The sequence below is a fragment of the Asanoa hainanensis genome (assembly GCF_900188485.1).
GTDB lineage: Bacteria > Actinomycetota > Actinomycetes > Mycobacteriales > Micromonosporaceae > Asanoa > Asanoa hainanensis.
Genome location: NZ_FZPH01000002.1, coordinates 566,520 through 590,988, shown reverse-complemented (window position 1 = coordinate 590,988; position 24,469 = coordinate 566,520). Strand labels below are relative to the sequence as shown.

27 protein-coding genes and 1 pseudogene are annotated in these 24,469 nt (G+C 70.9%); 17 read left to right on the top strand and 11 right to left on the bottom strand.

What is annotated here, in order from left to right; genetic code table 11:
* The first annotated feature begins 208 nt into the window (after nt 1–208).
* Genes CHC05_RS06620 through CHC05_RS06595 form a run of 6 tightly spaced genes read left to right on the top strand, consistent with a single transcriptional unit; the run spans nt 209 to nt 2,676 of the window.
* Nucleotides 209–580, top strand: coding sequence for a YbaB/EbfC family nucleoid-associated protein (locus tag CHC05_RS06620; protein WP_144022498.1), 372 nt, complete (start codon nt 209–211; stop codon nt 578–580).
* The gene (locus tag CHC05_RS06615) at nt 577–897 is read left to right on the top strand and encodes a PE domain-containing protein (RefSeq protein WP_089245723.1); all 321 of its coding nucleotides are present in this window, start codon (nt 577–579) and stop codon (nt 895–897) included. The genes CHC05_RS06620 and CHC05_RS06615 overlap by 4 nt, the downstream gene beginning before the upstream one ends.
* Before the next feature lies 1 nt (nt 898).
* Nucleotides 899–1,393, top strand: coding sequence for a WXG100-like domain-containing protein (locus CHC05_RS06610; protein ID WP_089245721.1), 495 nt, complete (start codon nt 899–901; stop codon nt 1,391–1,393).
* 3 nt (nt 1,394–1,396) lie between these two features.
* Nucleotides 1,397–1,912 (top strand): EndoU domain-containing protein, encoded by a 516-nt coding sequence (locus CHC05_RS06605; RefSeq protein ID WP_089245719.1) that lies wholly within the window; start codon nt 1,397–1,399, stop codon nt 1,910–1,912.
* A 16-nt stretch (nt 1,913–1,928) separates the two neighbouring features.
* Nucleotides 1,929–2,369 carry a hypothetical protein gene (locus tag CHC05_RS06600; RefSeq protein ID WP_089245717.1) on the top strand — a complete coding sequence of 147 codons (441 nt, stop codon included), beginning with the start codon at nt 1,929–1,931 and terminating at the stop codon, nt 2,367–2,369.
* 19 nt (nt 2,370–2,388) lie between these two features.
* Nucleotides 2,389–2,676, top strand: a complete 288-nt coding sequence (locus CHC05_RS06595) for a DUF1905 domain-containing protein (RefSeq protein WP_089245715.1) — start codon at nt 2,389–2,391, stop codon at nt 2,674–2,676.
* A gap of 6 nt (nt 2,677–2,682) precedes the next feature.
* Here the strand turns inward: CHC05_RS06595 and CHC05_RS06590 are convergent, their stop codons facing one another.
* The 3 genes from CHC05_RS06590 to CHC05_RS06580 all read right to left on the bottom strand — a co-directional run bounded on the left by CHC05_RS06590 (nt 2,683) and on the right by CHC05_RS06580 (nt 4,967).
* Nucleotides 2,683–3,237, bottom strand: coding sequence for a dihydrofolate reductase family protein (locus CHC05_RS06590; protein ID WP_089245713.1), 555 nt, complete (start codon nt 3,235–3,237; stop codon nt 2,683–2,685).
* Nucleotides 3,238–3,302: 65 nt separating this feature from the next.
* Nucleotides 3,303–4,109, bottom strand: coding sequence for an MOSC domain-containing protein (locus CHC05_RS06585; protein ID WP_089245711.1), 807 nt, complete (start codon nt 4,107–4,109; stop codon nt 3,303–3,305).
* Nucleotides 4,110–4,133: 24 nt separating this feature from the next.
* Entirely contained in the window at nt 4,134–4,967 is an 834-nt protein-coding gene (locus CHC05_RS06580) for a class I SAM-dependent methyltransferase (RefSeq protein ID WP_089245709.1), read from the bottom strand.
* A 105-nt stretch (nt 4,968–5,072) separates the two neighbouring features.
* On the opposite strand from CHC05_RS06580, the gene CHC05_RS06575 reads away from it, so the two are divergent.
* From CHC05_RS06575 to hutH, 6 genes are read left to right on the top strand one after another with little or no spacing between them, the layout of a single operon-like run.
* Nucleotides 5,073–5,906: a MurR/RpiR family transcriptional regulator gene (locus CHC05_RS06575; RefSeq protein WP_089245707.1), complete on the top strand. Its 834-nt coding sequence runs from the start codon at nt 5,073–5,075 to the stop codon at nt 5,904–5,906.
* 10 nt (nt 5,907–5,916) lie between these two features.
* Nucleotides 5,917–7,551 (top strand): urocanate hydratase, encoded by a 1,635-nt coding sequence (hutU, locus tag CHC05_RS06570; RefSeq protein ID WP_089245705.1) that lies wholly within the window; start codon nt 5,917–5,919, stop codon nt 7,549–7,551.
* A gap of 5 nt (nt 7,552–7,556) precedes the next feature.
* A complete protein-coding gene (locus CHC05_RS06565; RefSeq protein WP_245870677.1) occupies nt 7,557–8,822 on the top strand; it encodes an allantoate amidohydrolase in 1,266 nt (421 codons plus the stop codon).
* A 58-nt stretch (nt 8,823–8,880) separates the two neighbouring features.
* Entirely contained in the window at nt 8,881–10,221 is a 1,341-nt protein-coding gene (locus tag CHC05_RS06560; RefSeq protein WP_089245704.1) for a formimidoylglutamate deiminase, read from the top strand.
* Nucleotides 10,215–11,384, top strand: a complete 1,170-nt coding sequence (gene hutI / locus CHC05_RS06555) for an imidazolonepropionase (RefSeq protein ID WP_089245703.1) — start codon at nt 10,215–10,217, stop codon at nt 11,382–11,384. The genes CHC05_RS06560 and hutI overlap by 7 nt, the downstream gene beginning before the upstream one ends.
* The gene (hutH, locus tag CHC05_RS06550; RefSeq protein WP_089245701.1) at nt 11,381–12,919 is read left to right on the top strand and encodes a histidine ammonia-lyase; all 1,539 of its coding nucleotides are present in this window, start codon (nt 11,381–11,383) and stop codon (nt 12,917–12,919) included. The genes hutI and hutH overlap by 4 nt, the downstream gene beginning before the upstream one ends.
* Nucleotides 12,920–13,027: 108 nt before the next feature.
* Here hutH and CHC05_RS06545 read toward each other — a convergent pair whose 3' ends face one another.
* Nucleotides 13,028–13,594 (bottom strand): helix-turn-helix domain-containing protein, encoded by a 567-nt coding sequence (locus CHC05_RS06545; RefSeq protein ID WP_089245699.1) that lies wholly within the window; start codon nt 13,592–13,594, stop codon nt 13,028–13,030.
* Between the two features lie 83 nt (nt 13,595–13,677).
* On the opposite strand from CHC05_RS06545, the gene CHC05_RS06540 reads away from it, so the two are divergent.
* The 3 genes from CHC05_RS06540 (at nt 13,678) to CHC05_RS43380 (ending at nt 15,324) form a co-directional block, all read left to right on the top strand.
* Complete coding sequence (locus CHC05_RS06540; RefSeq protein ID WP_089245697.1) at nt 13,678–14,592, top strand: alpha/beta fold hydrolase; 915 nt, start codon at nt 13,678–13,680, stop codon at nt 14,590–14,592.
* Nucleotides 14,593–14,719: 127 nt separating this feature from the next.
* The gene (locus CHC05_RS06535) at nt 14,720–15,127 is read left to right on the top strand and encodes a hypothetical protein (RefSeq protein ID WP_089245695.1); all 408 of its coding nucleotides are present in this window, start codon (nt 14,720–14,722) and stop codon (nt 15,125–15,127) included.
* 47 nt (nt 15,128–15,174) lie between these two features.
* Nucleotides 15,175–15,324 carry a DUF6186 family protein gene (locus CHC05_RS43380; RefSeq protein WP_425426714.1) on the top strand — a complete coding sequence of 50 codons (150 nt, stop codon included), beginning with the start codon at nt 15,175–15,177 and terminating at the stop codon, nt 15,322–15,324.
* A 36-nt stretch (nt 15,325–15,360) separates the two neighbouring features.
* Here CHC05_RS43380 and CHC05_RS06530 read toward each other — a convergent pair.
* From CHC05_RS06530 to CHC05_RS06505, 6 genes and pseudogenes are all read right to left on the bottom strand, one after another.
* Nucleotides 15,361–16,281 (bottom strand): annotated as a pseudogene (locus CHC05_RS06530) (AraC family transcriptional regulator); the annotation flags it as partial.
* 130 nt (nt 16,282–16,411) lie between these two features.
* On the bottom strand, nt 16,412–17,014 hold the full coding sequence (gene rdgB, locus CHC05_RS06525) for an RdgB/HAM1 family non-canonical purine NTP pyrophosphatase (RefSeq protein WP_089246164.1): 603 nt from the start codon (nt 17,012–17,014) through the stop codon (nt 16,412–16,414).
* Between the two features lie 8 nt (nt 17,015–17,022).
* Nucleotides 17,023–17,751: a ribonuclease PH gene (rph, locus tag CHC05_RS06520; RefSeq protein WP_089245691.1), complete on the bottom strand. Its 729-nt coding sequence runs from the start codon at nt 17,749–17,751 to the stop codon at nt 17,023–17,025.
* A 10-nt stretch (nt 17,752–17,761) separates the two neighbouring features.
* Nucleotides 17,762–18,925 (bottom strand): glycosyltransferase, encoded by a 1,164-nt coding sequence (locus tag CHC05_RS06515; RefSeq protein WP_089245689.1) that lies wholly within the window; start codon nt 18,923–18,925, stop codon nt 17,762–17,764.
* 76 nt (nt 18,926–19,001) lie between these two features.
* The gene (locus CHC05_RS06510; RefSeq protein ID WP_089245687.1) at nt 19,002–20,147 is read right to left on the bottom strand and encodes a glycosyltransferase family 4 protein; all 1,146 of its coding nucleotides are present in this window, start codon (nt 20,145–20,147) and stop codon (nt 19,002–19,004) included.
* A gap of 74 nt (nt 20,148–20,221) precedes the next feature.
* Entirely contained in the window at nt 20,222–20,971 is a 750-nt protein-coding gene (locus tag CHC05_RS06505) for an MBL fold metallo-hydrolase (RefSeq protein WP_089245685.1), read from the bottom strand.
* A gap of 361 nt (nt 20,972–21,332) precedes the next feature.
* On the opposite strand from CHC05_RS06505, the gene CHC05_RS06500 reads away from it, so the two are divergent.
* Nucleotides 21,333–22,055, top strand: coding sequence for a hypothetical protein (locus tag CHC05_RS06500; RefSeq protein ID WP_089245683.1), 723 nt, complete (start codon nt 21,333–21,335; stop codon nt 22,053–22,055).
* 703 nt (nt 22,056–22,758) lie between these two features.
* Entirely contained in the window at nt 22,759–23,508 is a 750-nt protein-coding gene (locus tag CHC05_RS06495; RefSeq protein WP_089245681.1) for an alpha/beta fold hydrolase, read from the top strand.
* On the opposite strand, the gene CHC05_RS06490 is transcribed toward CHC05_RS06495, so the two are convergent.
* Nucleotides 23,493–24,458 carry a PLP-dependent cysteine synthase family protein gene (locus CHC05_RS06490; protein WP_089245679.1) on the bottom strand — a complete coding sequence of 322 codons (966 nt, stop codon included), beginning with the start codon at nt 24,456–24,458 and terminating at the stop codon, nt 23,493–23,495. The genes CHC05_RS06495 and CHC05_RS06490 overlap by 16 nt on opposite strands.
* Nucleotides 24,459–24,469: the final 11 nt, after the last annotated feature.

Here is a 24,469-nt window from a genome sequence, read left to right as displayed (position 1 = left end):
GATCACTCCAAACTGGTGGGACCGTCTGATTTGCCCGGCACCACGCACTCGACCTGCACTGATACAGACATTCAGGGTTGCGAGAGTTTCGATGTCGTGACGGAATGGTCACAGACGTCGCGGATCACCGTCAATACTCATCCCATCATTGGCGCACCGTCCACTTTGTGCGTCACTGTTCTGGCATCCGGGCCTTACAGTGCGTGACGTGACCGATCCATCAGACTTGATCAATCTTTTGTCCTCGGCAGCGTCCGCGCTTCCTACGGGTTCGGTGGCCGCCGAAGGCGTGGCCTGCGACGGGCTGATCGTCGTGCGCGCGGCGTCGCCGGGCCGTCTCACTGGCATCCACCTCGATCCCTCGGTGTCCGGATTGCCCCTTGAGGAGCTGGCCGCCGAGCTGACCTCGGCAGTCAACGCCGCGCTGGCCTCTCTCCCGTCGCCGGCCGTCGATCTCGAGGCGTTGGGTGAGCAGTTGCGCTCGCTCCAGGAGCGCACGTCGCAGCAGTTCACGGCCTTCACCTCGGCGCTCGTCTCGGCCCAGGCGGCGCTGGTCCGGCGGGCGGGTGATCCGCGATGAGCAGCCCGGGCTTCAGCGTCGACCCGTCGGCCCTGGGCGCCTCAGGCCTGGAGCTGTCCGGCGTGGCCGGCGAGTTCGCGTCGGCTTTGCGGGCCTTCCAGGCTGAATTGTCCGGCTTCGGCACGCCCTGGGGCGCCGACGAGATCGGCTCACTGATCGGCGCGGCCCACGAGGAGGTGGCCCAGTGGGCCTTCGAGTGCTTCGAGGCAGCGGCCGAAGAACTCGAAGCGGCCGGCTTCGACGTAGGCGCCATGGCAACGAGCTACCGCGAGGTCGAAGAACAGATCCGCGGCGCCTTCGACGCCTTCGGAGGATGAGATGTCGCTGGAGCTCCCCGGAGAGTTGCGGTCGCTGCTGGGCGTACTGGGCTACACGTGGCCCGAGGCCGACGAAGACAAGCTGCTGAAAATGGGCGAGGCCTGGCTCCGTTTCGCGACCACGTTGGACGGGCTGACAGCATCCGCCCAATCCACCGCAGCGCCGGTCTGGTCCACCAACACAGGCGCCGACATCACCGCGTTCCAGGAGTGGTGGACCAACGAGGACAGCCCGCTAGCCGCCATGCGCGACGGCGTGCCGGCGGCGGTCCTGACCGGAACGGGCCTGGTCATCTGCGGCACGATCGTGCTGGCGCTGAAGGTCGCGGTCATCATCCAACTGACCATCCTGGCGATCCAGATCGCCCAAGCGATAGCCACGGCGCCCGTGACCTTCGGCGCGTCACTAGCCGAAATCCCCATCTTCCAACAACTCACCCGCATCGCGATTGGCGCCTTGATCGACGAGGTCATCGCAACCCTCCTCGAGGCATGACCGATGGCCAGGACGAAGGCTGGTAGCGGGAAATTGCTTCGTGCGGCGCTGGCCTACCTTCGCCGCGCGAAGAAGCGACCCCGTCCTGGCCGCATGAATCCACGCGGTCTCGACCACGTCTTCCGTGGCGATGTTCGACCGAAGAAGTCGACCGGGTCGGGTTACCACTACCGACCTGGCGGCCGAGACATACCCGGCCGTCGCCTGCGTCCGGGCTCGGTCACGCGCGATACCCGCACAGGTATCTACACCGGGCGACCCGAATACTTCGACCCTGCCCTGGACCCGCCGCAGGGGAGATGGAAGCCCAAGGGAGGCAATGATGGGGTCAGTTCCTTCTTTCCTGACCACTGGACCCCGGCCCAGGTCGACGCGGCGATCGCAGGTGCCTTCCGAAACCACACCCATGTCGCCGGCACAACTAACATGTGGGAAGGCACGTACTCCGGGATCGTCATCCAGGGCTACTTCGACCCTTCGACCGGCGCGTTGAGACACGGCTGGCCTGTGCTCCCCTGACCTCACGAAGGACCGCATGAGCTTCATCCGGTTCCACCTCAGCGACCTTGGCACCGCTCGTTTCGAAGTCGAGGACCAGCGCTATCGCGCACTCGGCGCGTGGGCCATCATCGACATCTCCCTGATGATGGGCGTCTGCCTCGACGCGCTCGCGATGGTCTACGACGTCGCGGCCGGGCGCCCGGTCGATCCCTGGAGCAGCGAGCACTACGACCTGACGTTGACTCAGCAGGGCGTGACTTTCAGCAACTACTGGGCCGACGAAGAACGCGGCCGGTACACCCTCGCCGAGTTTCGCGAGGTGGTGGAGTTGTACTGGGTCTTCCTTGCGAGCCGACCAGAGAGTTCGGCTATCGTGCGCGACTTCTGGCCCGATCTGCCCCGACCACAGGCCGAGGTGTTGCTGTGGGAGCAGACCTGGGAGCGGCCGCACCCGTACCGGGGCAGGTTGTTCTAGGCACGCCTATGGTGGGTCGATGGACTTGGTGTTCGACGGCGAGATCTGGTTTTGGAAGGGGCCGGCACCGTGGCATTTTGTAACTGTGCCTGAGGCCCATTGTTTGGAGCTGGCCGCCAACGCTGACCTCGTCAGTTACGGCTGGGGGATGATTCCCGTCGCCGTGCGGATCGGGGGCACCGGGTTCACGACCTCGCTCTGGCCCAAGGATGGCGGCTACATCGTGCCGCTCAAGACTGCTGTCAGGAAGGCTGAGCGCATCGACATCGGCGATACCGTGACGGTCCGGTTGACGCTCGACGTCTGACCGGTGTCACCGCGGGACGTAGCTCAGCAGCACCACCCGGCCGTCCAATGTGCGGGAGTTGACCAAGTCCAGGTTGAGGCGGGTCTTGTCGAGGGGGAGCACCTGCTTGCCGCCGCCCAGCACGACCGGGTGGACCATCACCTGGATTTCGTCCAGTAGGCCGTGTTCGGCCAGTACACCCGCGAGCTGCGAGCCTCCGTTCAGCAGCAAGTCCTTGCCCGGCGCGGACTTCAGGGCCGTCAGTTCGGCGACTCCGGCCAGGCGCGCGCCGTGGTCCAGCGGGCCGCGGAGCGTACGCGAAAAGACGATCTTCGGGGTTGACCGCCAGATCGGGGCGAACTCGATGTCGTGCGGGTGGTCCGAGACCTGGTCGGCGGTCGGCCAGTAAGCGGACATCATCTCCCAAACCGGGCGGCCATAGAGAAAAGTGTCGACGCGGTCGTGGACCTCTGTCGCGTACGCGGAGAGTTCCGGGCCCATCGACGTCCAGTCGAACTCGCCGTTCGGGCCGTCCACGAAACCGTCGACCGACGTGTGCACCCAGTAGATGACCTTGCGCATGGCAACCACTCCTTCACGAGACTTCACTCGCGACGTCGGAGCGGGACGCCCGGCTTCGACAAGCGCTAGAGAACTGACACCTCGTCACCCACCGAGATCTGGCCGGGCCGCGTCGGCACCAGGTTGAGGCCGAACATCAGGCCCTGGTCGATGTTGCGGTGTTTGCCCAGCGCGCGCAGTGGCTGTTTGCCCTTCTCCGCCGTCTCCTGGTCGATCGTGGTCACCACGCAGCGATCGCACAGGCTGATCGCCTTGAAGACCACGTCGCCGACCCGCAGCAGGCCACCGGTCCAACCGTCCTCGGCCCACGGCGCCGCGCCCTCGACGACGATGTTCGGGCGGAAGCGGGTGATCGGCACCGGTTCGTCGCCCGACTCCAGCAGCCAGTCGTTGAGTGCGGCGAGCGACGCCGCGTTGGCCAGCAGCAGCGGATAGCCGTCCGCGAACGACATCGTGCCCAGCGTCGCGCTCAGGCCCGGCACGTGCGCGGTGGGGTCGTGCAGGAACATCAGCCGGACCGGGCGGCCTAGGAACTCGCTGAGCCAGGCATCCGCCTCGGCTCCGGCCGGTCGGGTCGGCACGGGTGCGCGGCGGCTATTGAAGATCTTGACGCTCACGTCGTACGCCGGTGCGGGCTCTTGGATCGTGATCTCGTCACGTCCGGGCGCGGTGAGCCGCAGCGCGCCCGGTTGGACCGCCGCGCCCAGGAAGACGAGCGCGGCGGTCTCCCGTTGGGTCACGCCGACGCCGTCGGCATCGACGATCATCCAGCGGCGGTCACCGGCCAGGCCCCACGGCTCGACGCGCGCCTCGTCGTGGGTGACGCGGTGACAACCCTTCACGGGGTACGTGTAGATGGCGCCCAGTCGCATCGTTTCAGAGTGCCACCGCCATCTTCACCAGGCGAGGCCTATTCCGTCGCCCGGGAACCAGTGCTTGGCCGGCGTCTCCCGGTAGGCCAGGAACTTGCGGCCCGTGCGTTCGGCGTGCTCGGCCAGCACGTTCGTCATCGTCACGTTGTCGGTCAGCAGCATGCCGCCCGGTGCCAGCTTGGCCTCGACGGCCTCGAACTCGCGGCGTTCGTGGGCGACGCTGTGGTCGCTGTCGTGCAGGAACATGTCGACCTTGCGGTCCAGCACGCCGATCGAGGCGATCGAGTCGCCGATCACCAGGTCGACCACGTCGGCCCACGGTGTGCTGCGCGCGAGATAGCCGGCCTCGGGGTTGATGTCGAGCGAGGTGACCCGGCCCGGCGCGCCCTCGGCGGTGTTTCGGATCAGAGCGGCCGCGAGTACGCAGGTGCCGAGTCCTTTGTCGACACCGGTCTCCACGATGTGGGCGGGGCGGCGGGCGCGCACGATCGCGTACCAGCCGATGCGCCTGGCATATCTGACCTGCTTGTCGGCCAGGCCGCGGCGCGCTGACGCGGCGGTGGTCGCGGTGATGTGGTCGCGCAGGTCCGCGTCGTCGTCGATCTCGGCGAAATAGCCGCGCACCGTGGCCACCGGCACCGCGCAGGTGATGCTGACGAACCAGGCCAGGTGTTCGCGGGACAGCTTGGTCAGCTCGTAGGTGTAGTTGTGGTGTTCGCGGGAGGTGAAGAGCCACCTTACCGAGGTGCCGATGACTCTCGCGTCGTGGCGGGCAACCCGACGCAGCCGGTGCGGGAAGGCCGCCACCGGTGCGAGTGGTGTGCGGGCGATGGCTCTACGAAGTCTCGTCCGGTTCACGCGGCAGTTGTACCAGACGGTGTTACCTGCGTCACACAGCTAGTTGTCACCACAGAATCGCCGCACGTACTTGTTTCTGAATGGTTCTATGCATACTCTGCGTTCGTGAATGAAGGCGTTCGTGTGGTGGATCTGTTCCGTGGGGTGCGGCTGACGCCGACCCAGCGGCGGATCGTGCACTGCCTCGTGCAGAACGCCTCGTCCGCGGCCTACCTCTCGGCCTCCGAGGTCGCCGAGCTGGCGCAGGTCAGCCAGCCGAGCGTGACCCGGCTGGCGTTGGCGCTCGGCTACGACGGCTATCCGGCGCTGCGCCGCAAGCTGCGCGAGGTGGTCAGCCCGTCGATCGACGTCGCCTGGGCCGGTGACAACGAGCTCCAGGTCGCGCTGCGGGCCGAGGCCGACAACCTGCACGACCTGGCTTCGCGGTTGGGTGATCCTGATCGGCTGAGCCGCGCGGGCGCCTTGTTGGCCGCCAGCCGCCCGTTGCCTGTGCTGGGCCTACGCTCCGCGGCGCCGCTGGCGTCCTACTTCGCCTACTTCGCCGCCAAGGTGCATCCTGACGTCCGGCTGCTCGAAACGGGTGGCAGCATGCTCGCCGACCGGGTCGACCAGGCCCGCGAGGCCGGCGCGACCGCTTTGCTGGCAATGGTCCTACCCCGTTATCCGCGGGAAGCGGTCGATGCCCTGCGAGCGGCCCAGGCCGATGGCTTGTCCGTCGTGCTGATCACCGACTCCGCTGTCGGCCCCGCTGCTGATCATGCCGATGTCGTGCTGACCGCCGCTGTCGGTGCCCAGCTCGTGTTCGACCTGCACGCGGCCCCGATGGCGCTGGCCATGGTGCTGCTGCAGGCGCTTTGTGACGCTTCCCCGGCCGAGTCACAGCGCCGGCTCGAAGAGTTCGAACGTTCCGCGTCCCGTCGTCAGTTGTTCGTGAGCTAGGGAGCCTTCCATGCGCGCACCTCGTGGCAGCAGCATCACCGCCCTCGGGTGGCAGCAAGAGGCCGCCAAGCGGATGTTGATGAACAACCTCGACCCCGACGTGGCCGAACGGCCGGATGACCTGGTGGTCTACGGCGGCACGGGCAAGGCGGCGCGCGACTGGCCGTCGTTCCACGCCATCGTGCGCACGCTCGACACCCTGCGCGACGACGAGACCATGCTCGTGCAGTCCGGTCGGCCGGTCGGCGTCTTCCGCACCCACGAGTGGGCGCCCAGGGTGCTGCTGGCCAACTCCAACCTGGTGGGCGACTGGGCGACCTGGCCCGAGTTCCGCCGGCTGGAGAAGCTCGGCCTCACCATGTACGGGCAGATGACCGCCGGTTCGTGGATCTACATCGGCACGCAGGGCATCCTGCAGGGGACCTACGAGACGTTCGCGGCCGTCGCGGCCAAACGGTTCGGTGGGTCACTGGCCGGCACGCTGACCCTGACCGCGGGGTGCGGCGGCATGGGCGGGGCGCAGCCGCTCGCGGTCACCATGAACGACGGCGTCTGCCTGATCGTCGACGTCGACCAGTCGCGGCTGGAGCGGCGGGTGGCGACGCGCTACCTCGACGTGGTGGCTTCGTCGTTGGACGAGGCTGTGTCCTTGGCTCTTGACGCGAAGGCCTCCCGTCGGGCCCTGTCGGTGGGTGTCGTCGGCAACGCGGCTGCTGTTTTCCCGGAACTGCTGCGTCGAGGGGTCGAGATCGACATCGTGACCGACCAGACCAGTGCCCATGACCCGCTTTCCTACGTGCCTGAGGGTGTCTCGCTGGCTGACGCGCCTTCCTATGCGGCGTCGAAGCCCGAGGAGTTCACGGATCGGGCGCGTGCCTCGATGGCCGCGCACGTGGCCGCGATGGTCGGCTTCATGGACGCGGGCGCCGAGGTGTTCGACTACGGCAACTCGATCCGCGGCGAGGCGCAGCTGGGTGGCTTCGACCGGGCGTTCGCCTTCCCGGGCTTCGTGCCGGCCTACATCCGTCCACTGTTCGCCGAGGGCAAGGGCCCGTTTCGCTGGGCCGCCCTGTCCGGCGACCCGGCCGACATCGCGGCCACCGACCGGGCCGTGCTCGACCTGTTCCCCGAGAACGAGTCGCTGGCCCGGTGGATCCGGCTGGCCGGCGAGCGGGTGGCCTTCCAGGGGCTACCGGCGCGGATCTGCTGGCTGGGCTACGGCGAGCGCGACAAGGCCGGCGTCCGGTTCAACGACATGGTCGCCTCCGGCGAGCTGTCGGCGCCGCTCGTGATCGGCCGCGACCACCTCGACGCGGGCTCGGTCGCCTCGCCCTACCGCGAGACCGAGGCCATGGCCGACGGCTCCGACGCGATCGCCGACTGGCCGCTGCTCAACGCCCTGGTCAACACCGCCAGCGGCGCGTCGTGGGTGTCGATCCACCACGGCGGCGGCGTCGGCATCGGCCGCTCCATCCACGCCGGCCAGGTCTGCGTCGCCGACGGCACGCCGCTGGCGGGTCAAAAGATCGAACGCGTCCTCACCAACGACCCAGGCATGGGCGTCATCCGCCACGTCGACGCGGGCTACGACCGCGCGGTCGAGGTAGCCCACGAGCGCGGCGTCCGCACCCCGATGGCGGAGTGAGCCCGTTGTCCACCGAACCTGCCCTGGTCCACACCTTCCGCGAGCTGTGGGCGGAGCTGTCGGGCATTGGCCGCGCACCCGACGGCGGCTACCTGCGGTTCGCCTGGTCACCGGCGGAGGTGGCGCTACGCGACTGGTTCCGGGTCCAGGCGGCCCGACGCGGCATGCCAGTCACCGACGACGGCAACGGCAACCTCTTCGCGGTCTGGTCATCCACGGAGGGCACTTCCAGTGGTGCGGCGCCGGCTGCGGGCGCGGCAGGTGGGGTTTTGACCGGGAGTCATTTCGATTCCGTGCCGCATGGTGGGGCGTTCGACGGGCCGTTGGGGATCGTCTCCGCGTTTCTCGCGGTCGATCTTCTCCGCGAGCGGGGTTTCCAGCCCACGCGACCGATCACGGTGGCCGCATTCGCCGAAGAGGAGGGCTCGCGGTTCGGCGTGGCCTGCCTCGGGTCGCGGCTGCTCACCGGCGCGATCGACCCGCAACGGGCCGCGGCTCTGACCGACCGAGACGGGCTGAGTCTGGGCGACGTGCTGGGCTCCGTCCCGGCCGGTGCCCGGCCCGACCTGGTGGCCCGCTTCGACGCCTACGTCGAGCTCCACGTCGAGCAGGGTCGTGCGCTGGCGGGCCCGGTCGGCGTGGCCAGCGCGATCTGGCCGCACGGGCGCTGGCGCTTCGACGTCGAGGGCGAAGGCAACCACGCCGGCACCACACTGATGTCGGACCGGCGTGACCCGATGCTGACGTACGCGTTCACGGTGCTGGCCGCCAACAAGGAAGCCCGGCTGCGCGGCGCGCACGCCACGGTCGGCCGGGTCGAGGTCACCCCGAACGCGACCAACGCGATCCCCTCCGCGGTGCGCGGCTGGCTCGACGCCCGGGCCGCCGACGACGAGACGCTGGCCGGGCTGGTCGAAGCCCTGGCGAAGAAGGCGACCGAGCGAGCCGGCCGCGACGGCACGGCCATCCGGTTCACGGCCGAGTCGACCACGGGCGAGGTCCGCTTCGACGCGGCTCTGGCCGAAAGCCTGGCCACGCTGCTCGGCGGCGTGCCGATCCTGCCGACAGGCGCCGGTCACGATGCCGGGGTGCTCTCCGCCCACCTGCCCACGGCGATGCTCTTCGTCCGCAACCCCACCGGCGTCAGCCACGCCCCCGCCGAGTCTGCGACCGACGCCGACTGCGCCGAGGGCGTGAAGGCCCTGGCCCGCGTACTGGAGGAACTGTCCGCCCGGCCACTCGTTGATCATGGCGAGGGGGTGGCGCGATGAGCGAGCGTCGACTCAGCGACTGGAGCTCTTGCCGGTCCTTCCGAAGCGGGGGGCGGGCATGAGTGACGGGCTCTGGTACGCGGACTGGGCCTGGTTGGGGTCTGACGAGACGCCGACCGACCGGGTGTTGATCGAGGTGGTGGACTCGCGGTTCTCGGCGATCACCGTCGGGGTCGCGACGCCCCCGGCCGATGCGATCCGGCTGCCGGGGCTCACCCTGCCCGGGCTCGCCAACGCGCATTCGCACGCCTTCCACCGGGCCCTGCGCGGCCGCACCACCGACGACCGGGGCAGCTTCTGGAGCTGGCGCGACCGGATGTACGCCCTCGCCGGCCGACTCGATCCGGACAACTACCTGGCGTTGGCCCGGGCCACGTACGCGGAGATGGCGCTGGCCGGCATCACCACCGTCGGGGAGTTCCACTACCTGCACCACGACGTCGACGGCGAGCCCTACCCCGACCCCAACGTGATGGGCACCGTGCTGATCGAGGCTGCCGCGCAGGCCGGCATCCGGATCACGCTGCTCGACGCGCTCTACCTGACGGCCACCGTCGACGGCGAGCCGCTCGAAGGCGTCCAGCGGCGGTTCGGTGACCAGGACCTCGACGCCTACCTGGCCCGGCTCGAACGGCTCGACGCGATGGCCGCCACCGACTACGCCGACACCGTGCGGATCGGCGCCGCGCTGCACTCCGTCCGTGCCGTGCCGGCCACTTTGCTGCCCGAGTTGGCCGAGCGCACCGCGGGCCGCCCGCTGCACTTCCACCTCTCCGAGCAGCGCGCCGAGAACGAGGCCTGCGTGGCCACGCACGGGCGCACCCCGACTGAGTTGCTCTCCGACAGCGGCGTCCTCGGCCCGCGGTCGACGGCGGTCCACGCCACCCACCTCACCGACCTCGACCGCACGCTGCTCGGCGACACCGGCACCGGCGTCTGCTTCTGCCCGACCACCGAACGCGACCTCGCCGACGGCATCGGCACCGCCCGGGCGCTGGCCGACGCCGGCAGCCCGCTCTCGTTGGGCAGCGACAGCCAGACCGTGATCGACCTGTTCGAGGAGGCCCGCGCGCTCGAGGCGAACGAGCGGCTGCGCACCGAGCGGCGGGGGCACTTCTCGCCGGCCGAGCTGGTCCGGGCCGCGGCCGTGGCCGGCCACAACGCGCTGGGCTGGACCGACGTTGGGCGGATCGCCGCCGGCGAGCGGGCCGACCTGGTCACGATCAACCTCCAGAGCCCCCGCACGGCCGGCGCCCCGCCGGTCGGCGCGCCCCTGGCCGCGAGTGCCGCCGATGTCACCACCGTGGTGGTCGACGGGCGGGTTACCGTCCGCGACGGGCACCATGTGCGGATAGACGTGCCGGCGGCGCTCGAAGAGGCGGTGCACAGCCTGTGGTGAGTTTCTTGGTCGACAACATCGGCGAGCTCGTGACCAACCTGCCGGGCACCGGCGAGGGCGGGCTGCTCGGCATCCGGCGCAAGGCGGCGGTACTGGTCGAAGAAGGCGATATCGCCTGGATCGGTCCGAGCCGCTACGCCCCCGCCGCCGACCGGCGCATCGACGCGCAGGGCGGAGCCGTCCTGCCCGGCTTCGTCGACAGCCACGCTCACCTGGTCTTCGCCGGTGACCGGGCCGCCGAGTTCGCCGCCCGGATGGCCGGCGAGCCCTACACCGGCGGCGGCATCCGCACCACCGTCGCCGCGACCCGCGCCGCCGACGACGACCTCCTGCGCGACAACGTCGAGCGCCTGCGGTCCGAGGCGTTGCGGCAGGGCACGACGACGATCGAGATCAAGAGTGGGTACGGGCTGACGGTCGCCGACGAGGCCCGTTCGCTGCGGATCGCCGCGGAGTTCACGCCCGAAACGACGTTCCTCGGCGCCCACGTGGTGCCGCCGGAATACGCCAACCGCGCCGACGACTACGTGGGGCTGGTCTGCGGGCCGATGCTCCGCGCCGCCCGGCCGCACGCCCGGTGGATCGACGTGTTCTGCGAGAAGGGCGCGTTCGACGCCGACCACGCGCGGGCGATCCTGACCGTGGGCAAGGACGCGGGCCTGGGTGTACGCGTGCACGCCAACCAGCTCGGCCCCGGCGAGGGCGTGCAGCTCGCGGTCGAGCTCGAAGCGGCCAGCGCCGACCACTGCACCCACCTGTCCCGCGCCGACGTCGACGCGCTCGCCGGTTCGCGTACCGTCGCGACGCTCCTGCCCGGCGCCGAGTTCTCCACCCGGTCGCCCTATCCCGACGCCCGCCGGCTGCTCGACGCCGGCGCCACCGTCGCGCTGGCCACCGACTGCAACCCCGGCTCGTCGTACACCTCCTCGATGCCGTTCTGTGTCGCGCTCGCGGTCCGCGAGATGGGCATGACGCCGGCCGAGGCGGTGTGGGCGGCCACCGCGGGCGGCGCGCGGGCGCTGCGCCGCGACGACGTAGGCGTGATCCGCCCTGGCGCGCGGGCCGACCTCGTGCTGCTCGACGCGCCCACCCATCTACACCTGGCCTACCGGCCCGGCGTACCGCTGGTCACCAAGGTCCTGCACAACGGAGCACCCCAATGACGACTGTCACCGTCCTGCCCACCGGCATCACCCCGGCCGACGTCCACGCCGTGGCCCGCGGGGCCGCCCTGGTCGAGCTGCACCCCAGCGCCGTCGAAGCGATGGCGGCCTCGCGCGCCCACGTCGACCGCATCGAGGCGTCCGGCCGCCCGGTCTACGGCGTGTCCACCGGGTTCGGCTCCCTGGCCAGCACGTTCGTCGCCAGCGAGCGCCGCGCCGAGCTGCAGCACGCGCTGATCCGCTCCCATGCCGCCGGCATCGGCGCCCCGATGCCGCGCGAGGTGGTCCGGGCGATGATGCTGCTGCGGATCCGGTCGCTGGCGCTGGGCCATTCCGGTGTCCGCCCGCTGGTCGCCCAGTCGCTGGTCGACCTGCTCAACGCCGACGTCACCCCGTGGGTGCCGGAGCACGGCTCGCTCGGCGCCTCCGGCGACCTGGCGCCGCTGGCGCACTGCGCGCTGGTGCTGCTCGGCGAGGGCTGGGTGCTCGACAAGTCCGGCACCCGCATCGACGGCGGCGAGGCGCTGCGCCGGGCCGGCCTGCGCCCGATCGAGCTGGCCGCCAAGGAAGGCCTGGCGCTGGTCAACGGCACCGACGGCATGCTCGGCATGCTCCTGCTGGCGCTCGGCGACGCCGCGCACCTGTTCGCGATGGCCGACCTGACCGCCGCGCTCTCGATCGAGGCGATGCTCGGCTCCGACCGCCCGTTCATGCCGGAACTGCACGCCATCCGGCCGCACCCTGGCCAGGCGACGTCCGCCGCCAACATCCACCGCCTGCTCCAGGGCTCCGCGATCATGGATTCGCACCGCGACGACCTGGACCACGCGGTGCAGGACGCGTACTCGATGCGCTGCGCACCCCAGGTCGCCGGCGCCGCCCGCGACACGCTCGAGTTCGCCACCCAGGTGGCCGGCCGCGAGCTCCGCTCGGTCGTCGACAACCCGGTCGTCCTCCCCGACGGCCGCGTCGAGTCCACGGGCAACTTCCACGGTGCCCCACTCGGCTTCGCCGCCGACTACCTGGCGATCGCCGCCGCCGAGGTGGGCGCCATCGCGGAACGCCGGGTCGACCGCCTCCTCGACGTCTGCCGCTCGCGCGACCTACCGCCGTTCCTGTCCCCCGACGCGGGCGTCAACTCGGGCCTGATGATCGCGCAGTACACGGCGGCCGGCATCGTCGCCGAGAACCGCCGCCTGGCGTCCCCGGCGTCGGTCGACTCCCTGCCGACCAGCGGCATGCAGGAAGACCACGTCTCGATGGGCTGGGCCGCGACCCGCAAGCTGCGCACCGTGCTCGACAACCTGACCAGCCTGCTCGCGGTCGAGTTGCTGGCCGCGGTCCGCGGTATCCAACTACGGGGACCGCTCGCACCGTCGCCGGCCGGCACGATCGCGACGGCCGCAGTAGCCCGCTTCGCCGGCACCCCGGGACCCGACGTCTTCCTTGCGCCGATCATCGAGTCGGCGCGGGCACTGATCAGCGGCACGGACCTACGCAACGCCATCGAGGCGGAGGTCGGCCCGCTCCCCTGACCTGACCCTCCTGCCGGGCGGCGGCACCCTCCCTCGGACCGATCGGCCCGCCGGGCCTGGGCCGCCGCCTCGGGTGGGGCGCGCCGTTGCCCAGGTGCCGTGGACCTGTCAGCTTTCGGCTGTGGTGTAGGGCTGGGCGAAGAGCAGCAGTTCCACCGACCGCGCCCCCTCCGGGCGGGCCGAGGCGTCCCGCAAGCGGTCGTCGTAGCGGCTCAGGACCGCTCGGATGTCCGTGACCATCTCGCGGACCTCGTCGACCGTGCCGTACACGACCGTTCCTGAACCGCCGAGTACGTCCTGCCATTCGGTCGGCTCCGCGTGCCGGTTCGCTTGGGCCGACTGCACTCGCTCCAGCCAGTGCCTGATCAGGACGTCCGACAGCGCCCGGGCCGCGGCTCGGGACTGGTCGTCCTCCTGGACGTCCGAGAAGGCCAGCGGGACGTCCAACGCGCGCCAAGGGCGGCGCCGGCCCGGGCCCGCGCCCACCTCTTCCACGAACCCGAAACGGGACAGCGCCCGCAGGTGGAAGGCGCAGTTCGTCGGGGTCTCGCCGATCAGCGCGCTCGCCTCCGTCGCGGTCAGCGTGTCGTGCACGCGGAGGACCTCCATCAGCGCGATCCGGGTCGGATGCGCCAACGCACGCATCGCCGCCGCTCCCTGCAGTCGTGCAGCCATCGCGCAAAATCCTCTCTTGTTTCGAGTCCCGCCCTTCGAGAATATCGTCTCGAAACAATTCTTTCGAACTCAGGAGGCGACTGATGGCGAGCCGGCGGCAGAGCGACCCGGTAATCACGGCACTCTCGGCGTTGGCTCCCGACGCCCAGCTCAGCTGGGGCGAGATTGTCCGTGACGACGGCCGCCACCTCCGCTGGATCGAGACCGCCAGCACCGGTCCGACCATCCTGCTGGTCGGCGGCGCGGGCGACACCGTGCTCGACTGGGGGCCGGTTCTGCCCGCGCTGGCCACCGACTTCCACGTCATCGCCTACGACCGGGGCGGCCTGGGCGCCAGCGATCCGGTGCACGGGCGGCTCACCATCGAGTCCCAGGTCGACGATCTGGTCGCGCTCCTCGACGCGGTCGGGCCGGCGCTGATGGTCGGACACAGCTGGGGCGGTCTGCTCGTCCAGTTCGCCGCCGCCGCCCGGCCGGAGCGGGTGACCGGTCTGGTGCTGATCGACCCGACCCACGAAGGCGTGATGACGATCGTGCCGACGCGGCTGAAGGTCAGCTCCGAGCTGTCGTTGGCCTGGATGGTGCTGCTCAAGTACGTCGGCCGGTTCGACAAGCAGCTCGACGGGTTCGCGGACGGGCTGATGAAGGTGTGCAGCGACGATCCGGCGATCCAGCGACTGGTCCTGGCTGCCTACCGCGCCGAGTACGCCGAGCGCTACCAGGTCGTGTCCGTCCGCACCGAGAACCGCCTCGCCGGCGACGTCGACGCCGCCCTCCGCGCCCGCGCCGCCAATCCCCCGGCCGACGTGCCGATGACCGTCCTGACCGCGACCCGCGGCAAGCTACCCGCCCTCCAGGTGCGCGCCGCGCAACTGGCCGACGAGACCGCCGCCGCCTACCCGGGGGGCCAGCACATCGTGGTCGACGACGCCGGCCACTACATCCACCACGACCAGCCGGCAGCAGCCGCCGCCGCGATCAAGGCCGCCGCCGGCTGAGCGGGCCCGGCCGACACGGGCCGCATATTGATCACGAGCCACACCTGTCGCGACGTCAGGCGCCTTGAGCGACAACTCACTCGCGAATGAGCATCGCGACACCGGTGATCGACGGCAGACTGTCCGCATGGTGGAGTCGCGACAACGTGAGGAGACCGCCAGCCGTCCTCTCCTCCTCAACAGGTACGCCGCCCTGGTCGTGTTCATCGTGGGTTACGCACTGCTCGCCGCGGTCGCCCGCCCGCTGACGCTGCCGGCGTCGTTCACGGTGCTCGTCCCAGGGCTGGCCATCATCATCTGGGGCACCCGGCGCACACCGAAGCGGACCGTGAAGACCACCAGGTCGACCGTCGTCACCTGGTTCGTACTGCTCGGCCTGTTCTGCGTCTGGGAGCTGGTCGCTTTCGGCTGGGGCAACGACCAGGCCCATCCCACGCTGAGCCTGGCGTTCGACCCCGTGCTGGAGAACTATCCGGCCCGGGTGATCGGCTACGTCATCTGGCTGAGCACCGGAGCCTGGGTGGCGAGCCGGTGAGCCCTCGTCTCATCCTCATCACGGGCTTCATCGTCATCTTCGCGGCGATGCTGGTCGTCGACCTCACCAGCCGCCGTCGAGGCAAGGGCCCCGAGCCGGTGGCGACCGCGCTGACCGCCGCGATGCGCACCCCGCTCGGCCGCGTCCTGGTCCTCGGCTGGTGGTGCTGGATCGGGTACCACTTCCTGTCCAGGTGACAAGCCTGGCGAGCCCGCAGCACCCGCAGACCGTTTGCGATGGTCCTGCGGGCTGACCCCGTGCACCCGCTTGAAGGCCGTACTCAACGCGAACGCACTCCCATACCCCACCTGCCGAGCCACCGCCGCCACCGTGGCGTCGGGCTCCAGCAGCAGATCGGCCGCGAGCGCCAACCGCCACGAGGTCAGGTACGACATCGGCGGCTCACCCACCAACTCCCCGAACCGGCGGGCCAACGCCGCCCGGGACAGCCCGCTGCGCGCGGCCAACGACGCCACGGTCCACGGATACTCCGGGTTGTTGTGCAGCATGCGCAACGCGCGCCCGACCACGGGATCGGCCAGGGCCTGGTACCACGCCGGCGCCGACGAAGACGGCCGCGAGAACCAGGCCCGCAGCACCGCGATCAGCAACAGGTCGAGGAGCCGGTCGAGCACCGCCGTCTGCCCCGGGTCGTCCCGCACGATCTCCGCGCCGAGCAGCCCGACCAGCGGCGAGTCCCACTCGTCGGACCGCAGCACCAGCAACGTCGGCAGCGCGCGCAGCAGCCGATCACTGATCTCGCCGCTGGCCTGGTAGGTCCCGGTCAACAGGACCGACCCGCCGTCGACGCTCGTACCCCAGGTGCGTACCCCAAGATCCATCTCGTCGTGCAGCGAGGCCCCGTCGGGCGTCGTGCACCGCTGCCCGGGATGGATGACGATCTGCGGGGCCGTGCCGGGCGAGTCCGCGACGGTGTAGTGGTCCGGCCCGCGCAGCACCGCGACGTCACCGGGACGCAGGCACACGGGCGACGCGTCATCGAAGGTCACCCAGGCGTCGCCCCGCACCACCGACACGATCGACAGCGGCGCCTCGTCGCGGATCCGGATCGACCAGGGCGGGTCCAGCACGCAGCGGAGCAAGAACGCGGCTCGCGCCCGCGGCCCGTCCAGCAGCCCGGCCAGAGCATCCATCGATCCATGCTAACGAGAAACCACGATGACTCGGGTCCGCCGTGGGCACGACCGTCGCTCCCAGTGACCGCTCCGCTTCGCTCCGCTGCCAGCTCCGACTCTGGTCACTCCCACACCAGAAACCCCAGCCCTAGCGGATCTGCTCCTTCGCGATGACCTTGGCCAGCGCCCGCAGCGCCTTGCCGCGGTGGCTGATCGCGTCCTTCTCCGCGGGCGCCAGCTCGGCGTTGGTGCGCTCCTGGCCCTCGCCGAGGAACAGCGGGTCGTAGCCGAAGCCGCCCGTCCCCCGCGGCGCCCGCAGCAGCTGGCCGGGCTGCCGGCCCTCGACCAGGTGCTCGCGCCCGCCCGGCGTCACCAGCGCGACCGCGCAGACGAAGGCCGCGCCCCGGTTCTCGTCTGCGAAGTCGCTGATCTGGGCCAGCAGCAGCTCGTTGTTGGCGGTGTCGTCGCCGTGCTTCCCCGCCCAGCGCGCACTGAGCACGCCCGGCATGCCGTTGAGCGCGTCGACCGTGATGCCCGAGTCGTCGGCGATCGCCGGCAGGCCCGTGCGGCTCGCACCCTCGCGGGCCTTGAGCAGCGCGTTCTCCGCGAACGTCAGGCCGGTCTCGGCCGGCTCCGGGTACTGCTCGACGTCGCGCAGGCTGACCAGCTCGATCGCTCCCCCGCCGAGCGCGCCGTCGAGGATGCGCTGCAGCTCGACGAGCTTCTTCGCGTTGTTCGTGGCGAGCAGCATCCGGCGGCTCACGACGCGATCGCCTTCCGCTGGGCGTCGGCCAACGACTCGCAGCCGGCCACCGCCAGGTCGAGCAGCGCGTCGAGCTCGGCGCGGTTGAAGACCGCCGCCTCGCCGGTGCCCTGCACCTCGACGAAGTCGCCGTCGCCGGTGCAGACCACGTTCATGTCGACGTCGGCCGCGCCGTCCTCGAGGTACATCAGGTCGAGCCGGGGCTCGCCCTTGATGACGCCGACGCTGACGGCGGACACCGAGCGCGGCACCGCCTCCTCGATCTTGCCCGCGAGGATCTTCTTGCCGGCCATCCAGGTCACCGCGTCGTGCAGCGCCACGTACGCGCCGGTGATCGCGGCCGTCCGGGTGCCGCCGTCGGCCTGGAGCACGTCACAGTCGAGCACGACCGAGTTCTCCCCCAGCGACTTCAGGTCGACGCAGGCCCGCAGGCTCCGCCCGATCAGCCGGGAGATCTCCTGGGTGCGCCCGCCGACCCGGCCCTTGACGCTCTCCCGGTCGGAGCGGGTCGTGGTCGCCCGCGGCAGCATCGCGTATTCCGCGGTCACCCAGCCGAGGCCGCTGCCCTTGCGCCAGCGCGGCACCCCCTCGGTGACGCTCGCCGTGCACAGAACCCGGGTGTCGCCGAACTCGACCAGCACCGAGCCCTCGGGGTGCATGCTCCACTGTCGAGTGATCGTCACCGGTCGCAGTTGGTCGGGCCGCCGCCCATCAGGTCGAGCCATGGGGGCCAGCCTAGGCGGCCTCCACGTCGGCCCGCGCGCGCCCCGCTGTCACCGCCGCCCGGTGCGCGCCGAGGAAGGCCGCGGTGGCCGCCGGCCAGCTGAACTCCTCGGCCCGCGATCGGGCCTGTGACCGGCGCAGATCCTCGTCGAGCGCGAGCAGCCCGGCGACGGCCGAGGCCATCGCCGCACCGCTGCCGTACGCCGCGGCGCCGGCCGGGCCGATCACCTCGGGCAGCGCGCTGGCCGCGTTGACCACCACGGGCGTGCCGCAGGCCAGCGCCTCCAGCGCCGCCAGGCCGAACGTCTCCACCGGACCAGGCGCGATCACCACGTCGGCACTGGCCAGCAGCGCCGCCACGGCACCCTGGTCCGGCAGGAAGCCGGCGAAGGTCACCGGCAGCCCTGCGGCCCGGGACTCCAGCACCGGCCGGCGCGGTCCGTCGCCGAGCACCACGAGCCGGGCCCGCACGCCGGCGCGGACCAGCTCGCCGAGGGCGTCGACCGCGAGCTCCGGCTTCTTCTCGGGCGACAGCCGGGTGCAGGTCACCAGCAGCACCTCGCCCGGCCGGACATATCGGGCGCGCACCTCCGGGTCGTACCGGACGGGATGGAAGGTTTCGAGGTCGACGCCCAGCGGCGCCCGCCGCACCGGGGCACCGATCCGGACGAACTCCTCCGCCGCCCAACCCGTGGTGCAGACGATCGTGTCGTACGCGTCGGCGCTGCGCGCGTTGAGCGCGTCCGCCGCCCGCCGTCCGGCCGCGCCGGGCAGCCCGGAGATCCGCAGCAGCCCGGCCAGGCTCTCGTGCGAGACCATCACGCTGGGCACCCCGGCATCGCGCGCCCAGCGCCCGGTCCAGCGCAGCGTGCTGCGGTCGGAGACCTCCAGCCGGTCCGGCGCGAGCCGATCCAGCAGCCGGGCCAGTGGGCGGCGGCCGACCAGCACGCGGTAGCCGCCGGTCAGCGGCACCATCGGCCCGGGCAACGTGATCACCCGGCCCTGGTCGGTCTCCTCGTCCGAATAGCGCTCGCCCGGCATCACGAGAACCGGCTGGTGCCCGTTGGCCAGGTACCCCGCGCCCAGACTGCGCAGCGCCGTCCGGAGCCCGCCCGACCTGGGCATGATGAAGTTCGCGAGCCGCACGATCCGCAGCCCGTGTGCCCCCGAGCTCATGCCGACCCTCCGCTTCGCTCCGGGCCGTCATGAGGCACATAGGGGCTGAGTCTGATGATTCGCTCGCTTCGCTCGCTCATGCGGCGACGGCCAGCCGTGGCCGCACCGAACGGCCGCGCAGCACGTCCGTGTAGTGGCCGATCAGCTCGTCGCCGATCGCCGCCCAGGTGCGTCCGGCGACCGCGTCGCGCGCGGCCAGGCCGTACCGCTGGCGAAGCTCTGGATCTGAGACCAGCTCGCCGACCGCGTCCGCGATCGCGTCGCCGTCGCCCGGTGGCACCAGCGTGCCGGTCAGGTTGGGGCGGACCAGGTCGATCGGGCCGCCGGCGGCCGGCGCGACGACCGGTACGCCGCTGGCCATCGCCTCCTGCACGCTCTGGCAGAACGTCTCGTGCGGGCCGGCGTGCACGAACACGTCCAGGCTCGCGTAGATCCGGGCCAACTGGTCGCCGCCGCGCTGACCGAGGAAGACCGCGTGCGGCAGGGCCTTCTCGGCGTCCTTGCGGCCGGGACCGTCGCCGACCACGACCAGCCGCACGCCGGGCATCCGGGACACCCGCGCCAGCAGGTCGAGCCGCTTCTCGGCGGCCAGGCGGCCCACGTACCCGATGAGCAGTTGACCCTCGGGCGCCAACGCCCGGCGCACCCCAGCGCTGCGTTTGCTCGGATGGAACCGGACGGTGTCGACGCCGCGGCCCCAGCGGTGCACCCGGCGGATGCCCTGCTCGGCCAGGTCCGACACCGAGGTCGACGAGGGCGCGAGGGTCCGGTCGGCGCCGTTGTGGATCGTGCGGATCCAGTGCCAGGTGATGTCCTCGCCCCAGGCCAGACGGTAGTTGCGCAGGTAGGCCGCGATGTCGGTCTGGTAGACGGCGACGGTCGGCAGGTTCCGCTGGTTCGCCAGCGCCACGCCGCGGGCACCGAGGAAGAACGGGCTGGCCAGGTGTACGACGTCCGGGGCGTGTGCGATGAGCGCGTCGGTGAGCCGGGCGCTGGGCATCCCGAACCGGAAGCCGCGGTAGCGGGGCAGCGGCACGCTCGGGATGCGGACCACCGGATACGACCGGGCACCGGTCACGCCGCGGGCCGACGACGACGGCGCGGGCGCGATCACCATCGGCTGGTGGCCGCGGGCGACCAGGTGCTCGGCGGCGCGGACGACGGAGTTCGCTACGCCGTTGACGTCCGGCGGGAAGGACTCCGTGATGAGCGCGATACGCATGGGCACACCGTCGGTGCCGGTGCGGTGCGGGGAGCGACAGCCGGCTGTCGGGCCGGCAAACAGTGCCTGAAGGGTCAGATCTCGTAGCGGGCGCCGGGCCGGACGATCTCCATCGGACCCGCGTACGTCGATTGCGCCGCCTCGAAGGTCAACGCCTCGCTGCCCCACGCCGTGACCAGGTGGGTCAGCAGCAACCGGCCGACGCCGGCCTTGGTGGCGACCTCACCCGCCTCGCCGCCGGTCAGGTGGATGTCGGGCGGGTTGTCGGCGCCGTCGAGGTAGCTCGCCTCGCACAGGAACACGTCGGCGCCGTGCGCCAGCCGCAGCAGGGCGTCACAGGGTGCGGTGTCCGACGAGTACGCCAGGACCCGGCCCTGGTGCTCGATCCGCACGCCGTAGGTCTCGACCGGATGGTTGACCCGGTCGACGACGACCTGGAAGGGCCCGATCGGGAACGAGCCCGGCTGGAGGCCGTAGAAGGTGTAGACGTCGTCGAGCGGGTCCTCGACCTCGTTGTTGTAGCCGGCGGCGATCCGGGCCGGCGCACCGGCCGGCGCGTAGACCGGGATCGCCGGGTAGGCGCCCTCGGGCGCGTAGCGCCGGACGACGATGTAGTCGCACGCGTCGGACATGTGGTCGCAGTGCAGATGGGTCAGCAGGATCGCGTCGATGCCGTGCAGGCTCGAGTAGCGCTGGAGCGCGGACAGCGACCCGGTGCCGAAGTCGACGAGGAGCCGAAAATCGTCCGCTTCGACCAGGTATGCGGAGCAGGCCGACTCGGGGCCGGGAAAACTGCCGGCACAGCCGAGGATCGTCAGGCGCATCCGAGTGTTCCCGGCATGTTGACAGGCCCGCCGACCTTTCGGAGGCACAAGATCGGAGCCGACGAGATTGTCACGCTGCGCAGCCTACGCTGTGGCCCGGAACCTCATGAAAGAACTGATCGAACTTGTCGCGAAGGTGACACCGCAGCGTCGCGTACATTCCGGCAATTCTGGATGATCGCGGTTGGAGATCATGCCGTTACGCGTAGTCACATTCCGCCGTTGAATCCATGGCGGGCCTGCCGGGAGGCGGTGGGCCTACGGGTGCGCGGGACGGTGACGTGTGTCGAACCAGGCAGAGACCCCTTCGGCCGACAAATCAGACAACAGTAAGGCGGAGCCTTCGTCGCCCCGGCACGCCATGGGCACGGACTCGGCTTCGGCCACCGGCGTGATCGCCGACCCGGCACCCGGCGAGGGCATCGAGACCCTGCCGATCGTCCCGCCGACCGGACCGAATCCGGCGCCGAGCCAGACCGGCGGCGTGGCCACGTCGGAGCGGCAGACCACGACGCCCGGGGTACCCATCATCACCGGCCTGGACACGGTCGCCGGCCCGGAAACGCCGGTCGGCAACGCCCTGAGCGGCGTGGGGGCGCGCACGCTCGTCGAACCGGACCGCCCGGCGACCGACACGGCACCGTCCGGCAGCGTCGCGACAGCGGCTCCGGAAGGCGCGGACCCGGCCGGCGCGGTCAGCGTCGAGCGCCTGCCCACCCGGCTGAGCCTCAACAAGGCCAAGCACGCGGCGGCCGCCCAGAACAGCATCTTCCGGCTCGGCGACCTGGTGCACTCGGACACCAGGCCCACCCCGGAAAGCGCCCACATGCTCGGCGTCTGCGCCTGGGGAACGGCGCTGGCCCTGGCCGGGGTCGGCGTGGGCATCCGCGGCCTGGCCGCGATCATCGGCGGCATCGCACCGGGGTGGTACCAGCCGGCCCTGATCGTGGTCGGCCTGATCGGCGTGTTCCTGACGGTGGGCGCCTTCGTCACCATCCAGCGCCGCTACACACCCTGGCTGATGCTCGCCTTCGCCACGATCCCGCTCGCGGTGTCGATAGCCCTGACCATCATCGCCCTCTAACACCGCCGCACGGTTGGCATCGCTGCCCGCACCGCCTCGTTGGGATGGCGGTGCGAGCAGACACCACGGCCGTCGGCCCCGCACCTCCGGGTCCGGGGCCTCCAGGGTCGGTGCGGGCAGAGACCACCGCGCGGACCCCACACCTCCGCCGGCACCGCCTCCCTCAGGTGGTGGTGCCGCCAGCGACCGCAACGAACGCGGCCGCCGGGTCGCGCACCTCCAAGCTCGTCGCTCCCCCCGGGACCGTGCGACTCGACGGTCGTCGCGACCTATGCGCCAGCGTTTGCTCTGCACCCATATACGCACCACCCTTGTCGGTGGGTGGTGCGTATATGGGTGCAGAGCAAACGCGGTGACCAACGGCGGACCTGGCAGCGCAGCGAAGCGGAGCGGTCCCCGGCGGGAGCAACGGCGCGCGGCCACCGCGGACCCGGGAAATCCTGCTGTTGACCTGGACCTTGATATCGATCTTGGTAGGTGGAATGACGGAGACGGCGCATTCCGCGGACGACACGGCCAATTAGCCACCACCCTTGTCGGTGGGTGATGCGTATATGGGTGCAGAGCAAACGCGGTGACCAACGGCGGGCCTGGCAGCGCAGCGAAGCGGAGCGGTCCCCGGCGGGAGCAACGGCGCGCAGCCGCCGCGAACCCGGGAAATCTCGCAATTGACCTGGACTTTGATATAGATCTTGGTGGTGGGATGACGGAGACGGCGCGTTCCGCGGACGGCACGAGCATCGCGTTCGAGCGGGTCGGTTCCGGGCCCGCCGTGGTTTGTGTCGACGCCGCGGGCGCCTATCGCGACCACGGCCCCATGCGTCCGATCGCGGCCGCGCTCGCCGACAGCTTCACCGTGTTCACCTATGACCGGCGCGGTCGGGGCCAGAGTGGTGACACGCTGCCGTACGCGGTCGAGCGGGAGATCGATGACCTGGCCGCCGTGATCGCCGCCGCGGGTGGTCGCGCCCACGTCTACGCGTTCTCATCGGGTGGGCTGATCGCCTTGCACGCCGCGGCTGCCGGGGTGCCGATCGACCGGATGGCGCTGCTCGAACCGCCGCTGGGCGAGCCGGGCGGGTCGCCGCTCACCGGTGAGATGCGCGCGTTGGTCGGCGCCGGCAAGCACTCCGAGGCGGCCGCGCACTTTCTGGCCGCGATCGGGGTGCCCGAGGAGTACGCGACGCCCGAGCCCGGGCTGGTCGCGGTCGCGCCGACGCTCGTCTACGACTGCGTGCTCGGCGACCAGACCTCGTTAGAGCTGATCGGACGCGTCAACACGAAAACGCTGGTCATCGACAGCGAGGGCACCACCGGGCCGCTGCCGGGCTGGGCGGTGGCGATCGTCGGGGCGCTGCCCGACGGTCGCCACCTCAGCCTGCCCGGCAGTTGGCACGGCGTCGACGATGCCGATCTGACCGGGGCGTTGCGCGCGTTCTACGCCCAGAGCTGACCGTCGAGCGCCTCTTCGGCCTCCGCGAGGGTGCCGCCGTAGGCGCCGGTCGTCAGGTACTTCCAGCCGCCGTCGGCGATCACGAAGGCGACGTCCGCGCGGGTGCCCTCCTTGACCGCCTGGTGTGCGACGGCCAACGCCGCGTGCAGGATCGCGCCGCTGGAGAAACCCGCGAAGATGCCTTCGACCTCGACGAGCTGCCGGGTACGCAGCACCGCGTCCTGGGTGCCGACGGAGAACCGGCGGGTCAGCACCGAGGCGTCGTAGAGCTCCGGCACGTAGCCCTCGTCGATGTTGCGCAGCCCGTAGACCAGCTCGCCGTAGCGCGGCTCGGCGGCGATGATCTCGATGCCGGGCACTTTCTCGCGCAGGTAGCGGCCGGTGCCCATGAGCGTGCCCGTCGTGCCCAGGCCCGCGACGAAGTGCGTGATCGTCGGCAGGTCCCGGAGCAGCTCCGGGCCCGTGGTCTCGTAGTGGGCACGGGCGTTGTCGGGGTTGCCGTACTGGAAGAGCATCACCCAGTCCGGGTGTTCGGCGGCGATCTGCTTCGCCTTCGCCACCGCCTGGTTGGAGCCGCCGGCGGCCGGCGAGAAGATGATCTCCGCGCCGTACATCCGGAGCAGTTGGGCGCGCTCGGCGGAGACGTTCTCCGGCATCACGCAGACCAACCGGTAGCCACGCAGCTTGGCGACCATGGCCAGGGAGATGCCGGTGTTGCCGCTGGTGGGCTCCAGGATCGTGTCGCCCGGGCGGAGCCGGCCGGCGCGTTCGGCCTCGCGGACCATGAACAGCGCCGCCCGGTCCTTGATGCTCCCGGTCGGGTTGCGATCTTCGAGCTTGGCCCACAGCCGGACCGGCGGCGCGCCTTCCGGCACCGCCGGGGACAGCCTGGGCAGGCCGACCAGCGGGGTGTCACCCGCCGCTTCGAGCAGGCTCTCGTACCGCGACATTGGCGGTCGCC

Coding starts and splice junctions, on each gene's coding strand:
- CHC05_RS06615 (WP_089245723.1), top strand. CDS start 577: ATGAGCAGCCCGGGCTTCAGCGTCGACCCGTCGGCCCTGGGCGCCTCA.
- CHC05_RS06610 (WP_089245721.1), top strand. CDS start 899: ATGTCGCTGGAGCTCCCCGGAGAGTTGCGGTCGCTGCTGGGCGTACTG.
- CHC05_RS06605 (WP_089245719.1), top strand. CDS start 1,397: ATGGCCAGGACGAAGGCTGGTAGCGGGAAATTGCTTCGTGCGGCGCTG.
- CHC05_RS06600 (WP_089245717.1), top strand. CDS start 1,929: ATGAGCTTCATCCGGTTCCACCTCAGCGACCTTGGCACCGCTCGTTTC.
- CHC05_RS06595 (WP_089245715.1), top strand. CDS start 2,389: ATGGACTTGGTGTTCGACGGCGAGATCTGGTTTTGGAAGGGGCCGGCA.
- CHC05_RS06590 (WP_089245713.1), bottom strand. CDS start 3,237: ATGCGCAAGGTCATCTACTGGGTGCACACGTCGGTCGACGGTTTCGTG.
- CHC05_RS06585 (WP_089245711.1), bottom strand. CDS start 4,109: ATGCGACTGGGCGCCATCTACACGTACCCCGTGAAGGGTTGTCACCGC.
- hutU (WP_089245705.1), top strand. CDS start 5,917: ATGCGCGCACCTCGTGGCAGCAGCATCACCGCCCTCGGGTGGCAGCAA.
- CHC05_RS06560 (WP_089245704.1), top strand. CDS start 8,881: ATGAGTGACGGGCTCTGGTACGCGGACTGGGCCTGGTTGGGGTCTGAC.
- hutH (WP_089245701.1), top strand. CDS start 11,381: ATGACGACTGTCACCGTCCTGCCCACCGGCATCACCCCGGCCGACGTC.
- CHC05_RS06545 (WP_089245699.1), bottom strand. CDS start 13,594: ATGGCTGCACGACTGCAGGGAGCGGCGGCGATGCGTGCGTTGGCGCAT.
- CHC05_RS06540 (WP_089245697.1), top strand. CDS start 13,678: ATGGCGAGCCGGCGGCAGAGCGACCCGGTAATCACGGCACTCTCGGCG.
- CHC05_RS06535 (WP_089245695.1), top strand. CDS start 14,720: ATGGTGGAGTCGCGACAACGTGAGGAGACCGCCAGCCGTCCTCTCCTC.
- CHC05_RS43380 (WP_425426714.1), top strand. CDS start 15,175: ATGCTGGTCGTCGACCTCACCAGCCGCCGTCGAGGCAAGGGCCCCGAG.
- rdgB (WP_089246164.1), bottom strand. CDS start 17,014: ATGCTGCTCGCCACGAACAACGCGAAGAAGCTCGTCGAGCTGCAGCGC.
- rph (WP_089245691.1), bottom strand. CDS start 17,751: ATGGCTCGACCTGATGGGCGGCGGCCCGACCAACTGCGACCGGTGACG.
- CHC05_RS06515 (WP_089245689.1), bottom strand. CDS start 18,925: ATGAGCTCGGGGGCACACGGGCTGCGGATCGTGCGGCTCGCGAACTTC.
- CHC05_RS06510 (WP_089245687.1), bottom strand. CDS start 20,147: ATGCGTATCGCGCTCATCACGGAGTCCTTCCCGCCGGACGTCAACGGC.
- CHC05_RS06505 (WP_089245685.1), bottom strand. CDS start 20,971: ATGCGCCTGACGATCCTCGGCTGTGCCGGCAGTTTTCCCGGCCCCGAG.
- CHC05_RS06500 (WP_089245683.1), top strand. CDS start 21,333: ATGGGCACGGACTCGGCTTCGGCCACCGGCGTGATCGCCGACCCGGCA.
- CHC05_RS06495 (WP_089245681.1), top strand. CDS start 22,759: ATGACGGAGACGGCGCGTTCCGCGGACGGCACGAGCATCGCGTTCGAG.
- CHC05_RS06490 (WP_089245679.1), bottom strand. CDS start 24,458: ATGTCGCGGTACGAGAGCCTGCTCGAAGCGGCGGGTGACACCCCGCTG.